Source organism: Flavobacterium sp. GW821-FHT12A05, from assembly GCF_058807735.1.
Window position 1 is genome coordinate 427901 of sequence record NZ_JBXAQY010000003.1, and the last position, 14541, is coordinate 442441.

Genomic DNA, 14541 nt, shown 5'->3' on the forward strand with positions numbered 1-14541 from the left:
CCACATTGGCTTTAGCCGAAATTATTCATTTGGCTAAAGCCCTTTAACTTATCTTATTTTAAACCTCCAGTTAAAACTGGAGGCAATTAATTTTTTCTATTTTTTTCGAGTTTAATTATAACTCATAACTCATAATTACAATTGGCATTCTATTGTATAAATTCCAGATCCTAATTCCAAAACTGGCTTCTGGGCTTTTTCATCAAAACCCGCTCTAACTCTTTTATTATCAATTTTTATTTCTGAATTTTTAGCAACTGGTAATTTTACTGTCGCAGTTGTATTCACTGGAATCTGAACTGTTAGGATAAATTTTCCGTCTTTCTTTTCCCAAGAAGAAGCAATCTTTCCGTAAACCGATTGATAATCCGCTTTCGCGAAAGTCATATCACCAACTCCTTCGGGCTGAATGAAGAAATGTTTAAATCCAGGTTTTTCCGGATCGGACATAATTCCTGCTAAACTTTGGTAAAACCATTCTTCGATCTGCCCTAACATAAAGTGATTCCAAGAATTTCCTTTTCTCGGATCCCATTGTTCGGTTAAAGTGGTCAGGCCAAATTTAATCTGAAAACCATAACCCGGCGCGTCATAATGATTGTGCATTCTGTACATGGTTTCGTTTTCGCCATTTCTTGCCAAAGCTTGAAACAAATAACGGTTTCCAACATCTCCAGTTGTTAAACGATCTCCTTTTTCTTTGATATCTGCTAGTAAATTTTGCATTACAGCTTCTTTATACTGAGGCTCCACAATATCCATAAAAATCGGAACGGCATTGCTAAACTGGCTGTTTGTTCCGTATTCTTTGGTTTCTTCATTAAAAAACGCCGCGTTGAAAGCTGTTTTAATATCAGAAGCCAATGTATTGTACTTCTCGAAATCTTCCGTTTTACCCAATAATTTAGCTGCTTTTGCCAATAAATAAGCTCCATAATAGTAATGCGAAGTCGCAGAAAGCGCAATCGGACTATTTTTAGAATATCCTGCAGCATGTGTTCCGTAATCATACCAATCGCCTAATCCGTGGGAAACGATATGATCGGTCGCTTTTGTTCCTAAATAATCCACATAATTCTTCATTACAGGAAAATATTTTTCTAATAACGAAGCGTCTCCGTAATATTCATAATACATCCAAGGCAGAATTACGCCTGTCACGCCCCATTCTGGAGAATCGGTAAAATCGCCTCCAAAAATTACATATTCGGGAACGATCGTCGGAATTAAACCGTTATCACGCTGTGAATCAGAAATATTTTGCATTGTCGCAGGAAGGAAAGTCTGCAAATTATAATTGAACATTAAACCCGGACCATTCAACTGAATTTCTTCCAGCCAGCCTAATTTTTCACGTTGCGGACAATCGGTAAAAACGCTTTGAAAATTACTTTTGATCGAGTTGTTAATCAATTCGTGCGTTTTATTAAAAATCTCATTCGAACAGGCAAAACTTCCTGCTTCTCCAGCCGAATTGTAAATGAAATTCGATTTCAAATCAACTAAAGTTGGAAGTTCTTTGTTTTTAGCTTCTTTATAATTGATATTTTCAATCTGAACATATTGATAACCGTAGAAACTGAATTTTGGCGTCCATTCTTCTATTCCATCTCCTTTTAATGTATAATCGTAATAGTATGGTTTTCCAGATCTTCCCTGAGCAATTGTGCCTTCTTCATTTAATCCTTCAGCAACCCAAACACGAATCGATTGTCCTTTTTTTCCTTTTACTTTGATTGTTGGAAATCCTGAAAGATTTTGCCCCATATCAAAAACATAGAAATTCGGTTTCAGCTCTTTTACGGTTTTAACTTCATATTGTTTCTGAATCGTAACTGGCGGTGCTGTCTGTGGTCTTAAAACTCCTTTTGGCGCTTCCTCAATGACAACTTTTTTCCAGTCTCTATCTTTGAAACCTTTACGATTCCATCCTTTTTGTTCTAGATTGGCATTGTAATCTTCTCCTCCAAAAATACTGTTATACGTAATCGGACTTTTGCTGTATTTCCAAGTTCCATCTGACTTAACAATTTCTTCTGAACCATCATTATACTTGATTTTCATTTTAAAGAATAAAGTCGGCGGACCAAAACTCACGAAGAATTTCGTATATCTTTCGGCCAATGTATTGTACATTCCGTTTCCTAACAAAACACCAATTACGTTATCTCCTTTTTGAAATTCTTTTGCGCTTAATTCGTAAACATTGTAATTAACCGTTTTGTCGTAATCTGTCCATAGAGGCGCAAATTGGCTGTTACCCACTTTTTTTCCGTTGATTGTCAATTCATAATGTCCTAAACCTGAAATGTAAACTATAGCTTCTTTGATTTCTTTTTTTATTTCGAAAGGTTTACGCAACATGATACTTCTGCGTGACAAAGAATCGGAAGCATTGATAAACGAGTTCTTTTTTTCTCTGTTGAAAGTTGCTGTGTGGTAATTTCGGCCTTCCGGCAGATGACTGTCGGCTTTGGTAATGGCACCAATCCAAACGGGATTTAAATCAGATTCTAATGAAGCGGTTCTGAACGAAGCTGTTTTGCTCCATTTAGAAATTTTTCCTGATTGATTCCAAACTTTTACTTTCCAGAAATATTTGGTTTCGCTTTTTAATGTACTTCCACTATAAACAATATGCAGGTTTTTATCTGAATTTACTCTACCCGAATTCCAAATATCTCCATCATCATTATTTAGTTTTTCTTCTGATGAAGCAACCAAAATAACATAAGCAATTTGTGATGCATCCGATTCTTTTGAAACCAACTGCCAGCTCAATCTCGGCTGATTCTGAACTACAGCTAATGGATTTTCGGCCATTTCTGTTGTTAAGCGTACAGGCAGAATTTGTCCATTTGAAATGAACGTAATTAAGAAAGTAACAACTAATAATATGTTTTTGAAATTCTTCATTTCTAATTTTTAAAATTTGAACGCTGATTAAACGGATTTACTTCGTAAAGACGCGGATAAAACGGATTTTTTTCTGTCTAAAAATATAAAATCCGCTCAAATCTGCGTTTTCGCGATAGCGAATCTGTTTAATCCGCGTTCTATTTTTTTTCGCCACGAATTACACAAATTTCACTAATTTTTAAATCAATAATTATAAAAAAATAATTCGTGGCAATTCGTGCAATTCGTGGCAATATATTTTTTACAATTTCTTTGTAATCAACGATTCGATATTGAATACTGCTTCTGGGATTAATTTTCCGGTTTGAGGCAGATCGTCGTAATCGTCTGTATCTGGCTCAGTGTCTGGATTTGGCGTATGTCTTTGTTCTCCTGTGCGGAACATAATTCGCTCAAAACCGTCTGTTGGCGCATAAAATATCTTTGTTGATTCTTTTCCATCGTTTACTTTTATAGTGTACTGACGGTTTTTAGCATCTAATTTAACTGTGATTGTATATGCTTTGTTTGCTTCGTATTTTGTAACCGAACTCAAACGCGCACCATTTTTTACCTTTAATTCTCCATCCGAATCAAAAATCAATCTTACCGATGGTAAGCCTTGTTTGTTTTGGAATTCAATCTGCAATAAACCGTGATTATTTTGCTCTGGTTTTACTGTGAAAACAGCTTCCATTTTTGATGCAAAAGGAATTACTCTTTCGGCACGGGAATAATCAAAATAATCCTGATCTCTTAAAGTCAGCCATTTTTTACCGTCGGCTTTCTTTTCGATTTTGGTTGATGCCCAAGAAAGATCATAGGTATTCCATAATTTTAGTTCTTGTCCATCTGGAAGATTATTAAAAACATCATTTACATTTTCTGTTACCACTGAAGTTACTGGAACAGGAATCGACGCTACCCAAATATCTTCTTTGTTCATACTGTAACCCACCCAGATTTTTCCATCTGGCGGAGTTCCATTCTTTTCTGTGATTCCGCGAACGTATTGCGGGCCGGCAGATTTGTAGTTTCCACCGTAACGCATCGGACTTACTTCTCCGTGAACCAACAATAAATCTTTGTAATTCAGTCCATCATCACTTGTCGAAATTGCCAAAGGCCAACGATATTCTGACGGATTATAAAGCGTTGCATAACGATTGTCTGATGTTTTTTGTCCCCATATTTTAGCATTGCTGTTTACAAATCCCGGAGCGCGCAATGGCATATAATCCCAAGATTTTCCTCCATCTTTACTGATTGAAGTTAAAGCATGTTTCCATAAACCGACTACATTTCCGTTTGGCAAATGGTAATAACTAAATGCTTTGTAGGGTTTCTGTAACGGAATCAATTCATCGTCACGATCGGCTTCTTCTACCCATTGCTGTAAAACCAAAGGTTCTGATAAAATTTCTTCGCAGGCTTTTTTCAAACCTTTATCCTTTGATGCAGTATAAAATGGGAATTTCGATTTCGATTTGTCCCAAGTTTTGTTGTATCTAATGAAATAAATTTCTCCAAAACTTCCGTCCTTTTTGATTTCACGAATTACACGTCCAATTCCTTTTCCGTCGTTTGGATCGTCTTTTTCATCCATTGCGATTCCGTAATACGCTAAAGCAAAAAGTCGTTTGTCTTTTGACGTATAAAAGCCCATTCTTTGGTGCATTATGGCATCCAGATTTTTAGCAACGCCTTCAACACCTTCTTTTTTCCATCCGTCAGGAATTCTATAAATTGGAAAAATCACTTCTGGTTTTGTCCACGTTACGCCGTCTTTCGAAGTCATTAATAAAGTCTGGCTTGGCGGAATATGTTCGCCCGAAGGATCGCTTAAATAATGCAGATAAAAGGTGTTATTCCAGTACGCCATCATCGGCTGATGATTGTATGTCCATCCAAAACCATCCGCTTTTTCAGGATGTTCACGGCTTGCACGCATAATTTGCGTAGCGTGAACTCCAACCGCTGGACTTAACTGTCCGTGATGGTAATCGATGTTTGAAAGTGTTTTGCCAACATAACGCACAGTGTCATTTTGTGCATTTACAGCTGTGCAAGTCAAAAGAATTGTAGCTGTGATGATGTTGGTTTTTATGTTTTGGAAAGTAATCATTATTCTTTATCTTTTTATAACTTCTAAGAGACCTAACAGGTTTTAAAAACCTGTTAGGTATGCTGGAGATAATTTATTTCTTTTCAATTAATCCTTTTAAAACGTCTTCAGAGATTGTTGTAATCGTTCCGTGTTTGTGTCCTTCGGGAAGGCTTATTTTGGAGGAAACATCTTCAAAATGAACAAAATCTGTTGTGCTTAGGGCTTTATAATTTTTCGAACCATAATTGTCATAATACAACAACCATTTTTTACCGACTTTTACCACCGTTGGACCTTCAGATAAATATTCGGTTAAAGGTTTAGAACTCTTTTCAAACGGGCCTAAAGGCGATTTTCCGAAGGCTACTTTTATGTTTCGCATTGGTCTTGTATTGTCTTTCAAAACCAAAACATAATCTTTTTTCCCTTTTTTAACAATCACACAGTCAATTACGCTGAAACCTGGATCGTAATATAATTTTGTGTCTGAAAACGTTTTGAAATCCTTAGTCGTTACATAATACATTCTGTGGTTATTTTTCTCATCCTCCACTCCTTTTGGATATCTAAATGGAATTGTCGATGCCCAAATAATGATATATTCTTTTTTCACATCATCATAAAAAATCTCTGGTGCCCAAACGTTTACCACTTCCAGTTCGTTTTTCATGACCGGAATATATTGTTGTTCTGACCAATGAATCAAATCTTTTGAACTTGCGTAACCAAAACCATTTCCGCCTTTCCAGTCGGTTGTCCAAACCATGTGATACGTTCCGTCTGCTCCTTTTGTGATTGATGGGTCCCGCATGATTTTGCTGGCTCCTATTTCTGGTTTTAAAAATGAACCTTCTAATCCTTTCCAGTTGTAACCGTCTTCGCTGTACGCCAAATATAAACCTTCTGTTGCGGGTTCTCTAAACGACGTAAAAAGATACAAATCTTTCTTTTTCTGCGAATAACTAATCGCAAAAAGTGAAAGGGTTACTATGATGAATATTTTTTTCATGATATAAAATTGAACACTGATTTCACGAATTATCACGAATTAAATTGGTGTAAATTCGTGAAATCAGTGTTATTATAATCTATTCTATAATTGCTTTTTTATCTAAAGAAGATCCTTTTTTGATTTTCGTTGTTACGTTGTTTAAAACATTATTTTTCAGGAAAATATTTTTAGTCTCTTTTCCATCTGCTTCGATAAAAATATCGGTTGGATTGAATGGAAAATTATTATTGATTAACGCATTCGAAACATTATCTAATTTGATAACCGGAACACCTTTTATGGCTGTTGAAGATCCAACGTTATCTAAAATGATATTTTTCGAATCGGATATTTTGAAAGAAGAACCGATTGTAGCATTTACTTTTACATCGTGAAATTCAACATCTGTCGCCGTACTTACTGTAAAACCTTCTTTTCCATCCATATTGATGTTGGAGAAAGTGATGTTTTGAATTGGCATTTCGGTAATTCCCAGAATCTGTCCAGCTTTGTTTACGTTTGAAGCTGTAATGTTGCTCATGTGAATGTTTCTGAAAATCGGCGTTTTCTCGGTTACAGGTTCAACTTGCGTTCCTTTATCGTAAAAAAGGCTCAATACGATAGCTTCTTCTTTGATGTTTTTCATGACGATATTATCGACGCGAATATCTTCTACCACTCCACCTCTTCCTCGAGCCGATTTAATACGGATTCCGCGATCTGTTCCGTCGAAAACGCAATTTGAAATGGTAATTTTTTTGATTCCGCCTGACATTTCACTTCCAATTACAACACCACCGTGACCGCTTAGCATCGTGCAATTTGTGATCGTTACGTTTTCTGTTGCCTTACCGTATTTACGTCCGTCGCCGTCTCTTCCAGATTTAATTGTAATACAATCGTCTCCAACACTTATATGGCAGTTTGAGATATGAACATTGGTGCAAGAAGAAGGATTGATTCCGTCTGTATTTGGCGAATGCGGATTAAAAATTGAAATTCCGGTTACGGTTACATTATCACAGAATTCTGGGTTGATTGTCCAGAAAGGTGAGTTTTTAAAGGTTACGCCTTCAATTAAAATGTTTTTACAGTTGTAAGCCTGAAAGAAAGAAGGTCTGAAGAATTTCTTGTCAACCGTTCTTTTGTAATAAGGTTCTGTGTAAAGTCCTTTGTTTTGCTCTTCCCACATGGTTTGGTATTTTGTTGGAGGAAGCGGTTCTTTGGCTGTTTCGATTCGGTATACTTCATTCCACCAAGCTTTTCCTTGTCCGTCAATTATGCCTCTTCCTGTAATGGTGATATTTTCTACATCTTTGGCATAAAATAAGGGTTGGAAACTTTTCATTACAATTCCTTCGTAACGCATTTCTACATAAGGAAGAAAATCATCGAAATTCTCTGAAAACTTTAAAAGCGCCCCGGAATCTAAATGAATCGTAATGTTGCTTCTTAGTGTTAAAGCTCCTGTTAAGTATTCTCCCGCAGGGAAAAAGATCGTTCCTCCGCCATTTTTAGATGCTTTTTCAATGGCATTCTGAATGGCTTGAGTGCATTTTATTCCTTTGTTGTTTCCGCCTTCGTTTAAGATGTTTAGCCAGCCGTCGTTTGCGAAAGCGGTGTTTAATCCGGTGATGAAGCAGAGTATTATTAGTATGTTTTTCATAGTTGTGTTTTTTTGTTCTCTCGCAGATTTGGCAGATTTTGGCAGATCAGCGCAGATTTATATTTTAAAAAATCTGCAGAATCTGCTTAAATCATTTTAAATCTGCGTGAAATATTTTATTCTCATTTTAGTCATTGCGAGGAACGAAGCAACCACATTTACAAGATCAAACTTTGTGGTTTATCGTTAGTGAGGTTGCTTCGTTCCTCGCAATGACAAACTTTGTGGTTACTTTGACTTCAAAATCAAAACCCAGTCATTACCATCTTCTTTTTTTCCTTCTGGCTGAAAATTTTGAGTTCCTTTATTATCAAATGTTCCGATTTTAGTTTTCTTTCCATTTCTTGGATTGTACCAAGTGGCTTCGAATTTATCTCCGGAAATTTTTCCTAGTTTTACTTCTATTATTCTTCCGTTGTAGGTGTATAATAAAGCGTATTTTTCTCCTCTTATGGCTGGAATATAATCGTATTTTTCTCCTTGATTCACCACTAATGAAACATCTGGAATTCCTTCTAAAAATGGCACTTCTTCCATTAATTTCTTAATGTAAACCATTTCTTTTGCTCCTTGCGCATTGATAGCCGATGTCCATAATTCTTTGTTTCCATAAGCGGGTTTGTCGCCTTTTCTGAACATCTGCATTACGGCATTATGTCCGTAGGTGTAACCTGCTGCACCAGATAAAACCGACCAATATCCGTAACGGCGTACATCGCTTGCGGTCCATTTTGGCTGTAGAGTATCGTGCAAACCATGTGGAATTCCTTCGTAAGATGGTTCTCCGTCGAGTGTTGGTTTTGTTGGTTTCAATTCGAAATCTCTTAGAACAAATTTGTAATTGTCTTCTTTGAAATTCGTTTTTGATGAATCCTGATCGTATCTTCTGTGTCCAGATTGGAACATGTTGAAATCTAACCATTTTGCATTATGAAAGTTCTCTGAAGAATCGGTTCTTCCGAACGGGTGAAAAGTCACTAACTGGTTTGGATTGTTGGTTTTTAAAGTATTTCCGATAGCGTTCCAGATATCTGTGAATTCATTTCCGTGTGTATCTCCTCCGTTTAACCAAATTATGTTGGTTCTGTTTTTATATCTGTCGGCCAAGAATTTAGCATAAACTGCTGCCTGTTCTTTGCTTACTTTATTTCCTTTTGAAACGTTTGTTCCCCAAACTGGGACCATTGCTAGATAAATTCCGTTTTTCTGAGCCACATCTAAAGTGTAATCTACGTGATCCCAATAATCGTATTGCTTTGCATCTTTGAAATCATTTCCTGCTGTAATCAAAGGTTTTGAAACGTCTTCGTTTATTAAAGCGGCATCGCCATAAACGTTAACGGCATTGATGTTGTGTAAAACCATTACCTGAACGACATTAAATCCTTTGTCTTTTCTGTCTTTAAAATATTTCTCAACGCCTGCTCTGTCCAGTTTCCCGAATGCCAGCCAGCCTGTGTCGCCCAGCCAGAAAAATGGTTTTTCGTTTTCGGTAACAAAATAATGCTGATTTTTAGATACTTTGATTTGAGGCAGAGCTATTTTTGTTTTGGCAGATTGCGAAAATCCGCTTTGTGCTGTAAACATAAAGCTTATACAAAGAGCGTATAAAGATTTAATTTTCAGATTCATTTTGTTTTTTTGTTTTGCCACGAATTGCACAAATTTTCACGAATTTTCTCTTTTCGTTGTGTTCTATATGCCACAGATTTCACAGATTAAAAGGATTTTATATTCTTTTCGTGTATTTATTTCACAAATATTCTGGCAGATTATTTTTAATTTTTAATTCTCAATTTTTAATTTTTTCTAACTACAAAAAGCACTTTTTCTTTTATTTCGGCTTGTGGAATTGTGACTTGTTTTCCTCCGCTTATGTTGGCTTTTTTTGTTATATTTCCTGTTGAAGCATTTATAGCGAATACCTCAAATGTTCCTTTTTCGTTTGACAAATCGATTGTGATGTCCTGATCGTTTTTCAGATAAAAAAGATAGCTTTTTCCTTTGTTTTCCAGTTTCCAAAGATTGTCTGAAAACGTGTTTCCGTCAACTAATTTCATTTCGCTTAAAGCGGCATAAAACTGTGGGAGTTCAATTTTTGGAATGTTTGCTAATGAAGCTCCCGCCATTAAAACAGGCCATCCAAATCTTGAAGAACCGTCTGTTGAATATAAAATGACTTTCTCTTGGTATTTTTCTCTGTATTCACGAACAGCGCGATAAACTTGATTGTCGGTTTCTTTTCCCGTTTTCAGTTTTCTAGCGTGCTGTCTTGGTGCTAAATTTACGCCTCCTTGCGGAGCGTAAGCTGAACCGTCTTCTTTGTAATACCAATAACGAATGTCAATTACATCAACGGTTTTTACTCTTTTAGCATCATTTAAAATAGCGTCCTGAACGTCTTTAGTAGCACTTAATCCAATTAAGCCTTTTTTGCCTGTTTCGTCTTTCCATTTTTGAGCTTGGTCTAACCAGAATTCCATAAAATGTAACGGACCTGTATATTCGGCACTTGTCAATTGAATTACGTTACTGTTATCCTGAAAGTTCTCGAATGATTTTCTAATGAAACCTTCGTGTAATTTTCTTCTTTGAGCATTTGTAATATCGTAAAACTGCTCCGCCATAAAAATACGTTTGTCTCCTGCGTAAGGCGGTGGCTCTGGAAATTCTGTGCTGTTAATATTGTTAGCAGAACGCCAAGGTGAACTTGCCCAATGCGCTCCGGCTTCTAAAATATTATGTTGAAAATATTGCTGATTGATTAACATTTGTCCGTTTGGTTCTGCCAGCGTTGCAAACTGTGCTAAACGGTTCCAGTACCAATCATTGAATTTTGTTAAATCGTATTTGCTTAAATGATCCCAAGCGAAATCTTTTCCGCTTCTGGCAAAAGGCTGTTCGTAAAACGGAGGCCAAACATCATCATCAATTCGGCGAACACGTTCGTGATCGTCCATTCGTCTGTCGTACCATAAACCGTAATTATGCTCTAAGGCAACGATATTATTTTTAGTCAAATAATCTACCGTTTCCTGTACTTTATCTGTCAATCCATTTCCTGTTCTTCCTGGAACAAAACGAGTGATATGCGGTGTTGATTTATTTACGAAATCATCGGTTAAATCGCCTCTCCACCATGCTACGTTGGTTTGTTTTCCAGCAATTACTTTTCCTTCAAAAGTCAGCCAACCATTTTCTGTAGTTACTTTTGAAGTCGATTTTTCTGTTTTATTTGATGCAACTTTTAAATCGTTTGCATTTTTTAAACCTTTACTGTCTGTATTAATCGGATTTGCTTTTGAAGCTTCTGCAATCCATTCTTGTAAACTTTTTGCGGTTGTTGCCGAGTTTTTAGTCAATTCTGCTGCCACTTCGATACTTGGACTCGAAGATGGTTCTGAACCTAAATCGTAAATAAATGGCTGAACTGGAAGTTTTCCTAATCTGGCTTCTAGCTGTGTGTAGAATAAACTTCTTGGACTAATGTGTCCGTTTACGTCTTTCCAATGTCCGTTTCCTCCAAATTGTCCCCAAACTCCAAAAGCCCAGTTTTGTGCTGTTGGCGGACTGTAACATTCAACTTTTGAAGCCGATGATTCCCAGATTACAGAATTGGCTGCTGTCCAACCAGCGCCTCTTCCGCCTTGTTCTCTGTTGTTGTAGCTTAATGCTTTTCCGTCGATATTGGCAATATCAAATAAAACTCCGGTCGCCCAGCTTCCGATTGCACCGCTGTTTTCGAATGGCAAATGTGATTCGCATTGTACGAACGCATTTGGCCCCGTTGTTCCGAATCCGCCTACAGCGAAATCATGATATCCAAATTCTGAATAACAACGTTGGAATAAAGTCTGCTGCCCTTCGGTATAAAAGGTATGTCTTCTAAATGAAGCGATTTCTGAAATTGGTTCTGTAGCGATACAATCTTCAACCGTAATTTGCTGACTTGTTTTTAGAATCGTAACCGCTCCGCCAGCAAAGTGTTTGAAATTTACTTGCTTTACCCAGGCGTTTCTAGTGTTTTCAATGCTGATAGCCTGCCATCTATGTTCTTCGTCTTTTAAATTTGACGGATTATAAGTTGATTTTATTAAGATATTTTCAATTCCGTTATTTTCAATTCTTCCCTGCCAAGAATAAACAGTTACTTTTGAAGTTCCAAAAACATCATCTAAAGACATTGTGATTGGAGCATTTACAGTTACTTCGTTTCCGTTAATTTTGGTAACGACACGATTCCAAGTTGTAATCCAATCGCCTTTTTTCCAGCCAATCCAAGAAGTTTCTCCACCGAAATCCTGCATGTTTACTTCTTTAATGAAATTATCCGTTAAAGGCTTACTAATTTCGATTTCGTCTCCAACTTTTAATTTTGAAGTGTTTTTTAATTGGATTTTCTGAGTTCCAAGTGGCGTATAAGCGTTTGCAAATTCAAATGAATCTTTATACACTTTATCGTTTACACCTAAAATTCTAATTAAAGCTTCTCTTTCTAATCCGGTTCCTAAAAGTATGGTTCCGTTTTCGGAATTTCCGCTTCCTCTTAAAACTACTCCCGATTTTTTGATATATAATGTGCCGCTGATTTTAAAAGTTCCTTTGTCTAACAATACTGCTCCGCGAAAACCTGATTTATCTGGTTTTAATGCACTTACATAATCAATTGCATTTTGGATTTTCTGTGTTGCATCTTCTTCTTGTTTCGAAACAAAAATTTTGTTTTCCAGATTCGGAATGGCAACTTCTGAGTTTCGATATCCTGCAAAAGAAAAATCAGGGATTTGATTTCCTTGATTATCTGTTGTAAAAGAAAGTTTTCCTTCTTTGGTTTTGATGATATCTGGGAAATTGTTTTGGGCTGTGATGTTTATACTGAAAAGCATCGCCAAACCAGACAAAACTATTTTATCTTTTTGAAGGGAGATTGTATTTTTTAACTGGATAAAATTCACCTTATTATTTTTTAGAAATGTTTAGAATATAGAAAATAGAGTAAAGAATATAGATTTCTTCAAAGCTAAATCATTTTTTCTAATGTCTATTTTCTATATTCTTTACTCTATTTTCTAACTCTTATTGCAACAATGATTTCAGCTTAGCCAATGTATCCGTATTATTTTCGATTTTCGTCCAATCTGTTTTACTGTTTGGATCGATTCCGTTAAAATATTTCTCGATGTTGGTATATCCGTCTCCGTTTGCATCTTTATTAGCGTCTGAAGCGTCATTTGGGTTTAAACCAAATTTCTTTTCCCAAGCATCTGGAATTCCATCATTATCAGAATCTTTATAGGCTTTTCCTTTGTAAGTTGGATAGCCGCCAACTTGATCAGGATGCGTTATAATTCCTTTTTTATATGAATCAGCTGGTAATCTTCTTTTGATATATTCTTTTCCGATATTGTTTTCTAAACCGTCTTTAACTTCGATTTTTCCAGTTTTAACTTGTTTGATAATTCTTTCGTCAACCGCATCTCTTTTTGGGATTGTGGCTCCAACATTCGTTAAAACAAAATCATAAGCTTCTTCTGCCGACATGATAGTAAATTTTGGCATTGAGAAAGGTTTTGGCTGTTTGATTGCTGCTAAAAACTCTTTTGTTTCTGCTTCCGGAAGATCTTCTAATTGAACTCCGCCATTCCAGTTGTTTGCTGTAACTTCTGGAGAACCTACGATAAAGTTTCCTGAAACATAGGCCCTTCCGTATTGTTTTGGTTCAATATAACCAGATTCTGGTTTTACAATTCTATATCGAATTGGTTGATCTGTCGGCGTTATTGGGCCTGGTTTGAAGTAATTGTTAATGATGTTCAACATCGAACGATAATCTCCGCCATCCAGTGTACGATTCCACCAATTGAATACTACGTTATTCACAAAATTAAAGTCGCCATACATTCCGATAGAAGCATTTCTAGAAATGTTGTCTGCCCATAAGTTGCGCATAAAAGTACTATTTAATCCGCCAATTGTACTTCCGAAAGCATGATTATACGTGTCTAAACCTTCTGATGAAATGGTGTTTTGAATCGTGATATTACAAGCTGGCAATTTTTCCAGTTTCGATTTTGCATTCGCAGCAAACTGATGTCTGTATAAAGAAATATTTTCGTCTAATCCCCAGCTTACAGAACAGTGATCAACGATTATATTTCCCATCGGATTTCCTCCCAATGCGTCGTCTCTTCTCGTTACTTCTGTTGCACCACGTCTGAAACGCATGTGACGAATAATAACGTCATGCGTATCGATTTCTAAAGTTTCTCCAGCAATGCAAATTCCGTCACCCGGAGCGGTTTGTCCAGCAATGGTTACGTATGGTGCACGCATGCTGATTCTTTTTTTCAATTGAATAATTCCTGAAACGTTGAAAACAATTGTTCTCGCTCCAACCGCTTCGCAGGCTTCACGAAAAGTTCCTTTTCCGCTGTCTTCTAAACTGGTTACTACAAATATTTTTCCGCCTCGTCCGCCCTGTGTGTATGCTCCACCACCTTCAGCACCAGGGAAAGCAGGAATATCTGCCTGAACAAAATCTTTTGGATAGGAAGCCCAAGGTAAATAGGGTTTTCCTTGTTTTGCTTCTTCTTTGATTATATGAAGATTGGCAGTCCAAATTTCGCTCAGTCTTTTTTCTTCATCAGCTAAAACAGCATCTGCTTTTTCCTGAACAGGTTTTGGAATTACGGGATATTGGGCATACGCCGATGATACTAAAGAACAAAAGGACAACGCCATAAAAGTTCTTTTTAAAGTACGGTTAGGGAAAATATTGCGCATTTTTTTTTAGTACTTAGTGATTAGTTTTTTTAGTGATTAGCTCTTAGTAATTAGTGATTAGTTGAAAACATTCATCAATGAATTTTAAACAAATTA

Annotated in this window: 7 protein-coding genes; all 7 read right to left on the bottom strand. The window is 36.5% G+C overall.

Going from position 1 to position 14541, the window contains the following annotated elements; all coding sequences use genetic code 11:
- Positions 1-135 precede the first annotated feature (135 nt).
- Positions 136-2916 carry a glycoside hydrolase family 78 protein gene (locus AC1RRQ_RS08465; protein ID WP_493022582.1) on the bottom strand — a complete coding sequence of 927 codons (2781 nt, stop codon included), beginning with the start codon at positions 2914-2916 and terminating at the stop codon, positions 136-138.
- Positions 2917-3160: 244 nt separating this feature from the next.
- On the bottom strand, positions 3161-5023 hold the full coding sequence (locus tag AC1RRQ_RS08470) for a six-hairpin glycosidase (protein ID WP_493022583.1): 1863 nt from the start codon (positions 5021-5023) through the stop codon (positions 3161-3163).
- 73 nt (positions 5024-5096) lie between these two features.
- Positions 5097-6014 carry a glycoside hydrolase family 43 protein gene (locus AC1RRQ_RS08475; RefSeq protein WP_493022584.1) on the bottom strand — a complete coding sequence of 306 codons (918 nt, stop codon included), beginning with the start codon at positions 6012-6014 and terminating at the stop codon, positions 5097-5099.
- Between the two features lie 79 nt (positions 6015-6093).
- Entirely contained in the window at positions 6094-7662 is a 1569-nt protein-coding gene (locus AC1RRQ_RS08480; RefSeq protein ID WP_493022585.1) for a glycoside hydrolase family 28 protein, read from the bottom strand.
- Positions 7663-7890: 228 nt separating this feature from the next.
- On the bottom strand, positions 7891-9294 hold the full coding sequence (locus AC1RRQ_RS08485; protein WP_493022586.1) for a glycoside hydrolase family 140 protein: 1404 nt from the start codon (positions 9292-9294) through the stop codon (positions 7891-7893).
- 167 nt (positions 9295-9461) lie between these two features.
- The gene (locus AC1RRQ_RS08490) at positions 9462-12617 is read right to left on the bottom strand and encodes a DUF6298 domain-containing protein (RefSeq protein ID WP_493022587.1); all 3156 of its coding nucleotides are present in this window, start codon (positions 12615-12617) and stop codon (positions 9462-9464) included.
- 121 nt (positions 12618-12738) lie between these two features.
- Positions 12739-14445, bottom strand: a complete 1707-nt coding sequence (locus AC1RRQ_RS08495; RefSeq protein ID WP_493022588.1) for a polysaccharide lyase — start codon at positions 14443-14445, stop codon at positions 12739-12741.
- Between the last annotated feature and the right edge of the window lie 96 nt (positions 14446-14541).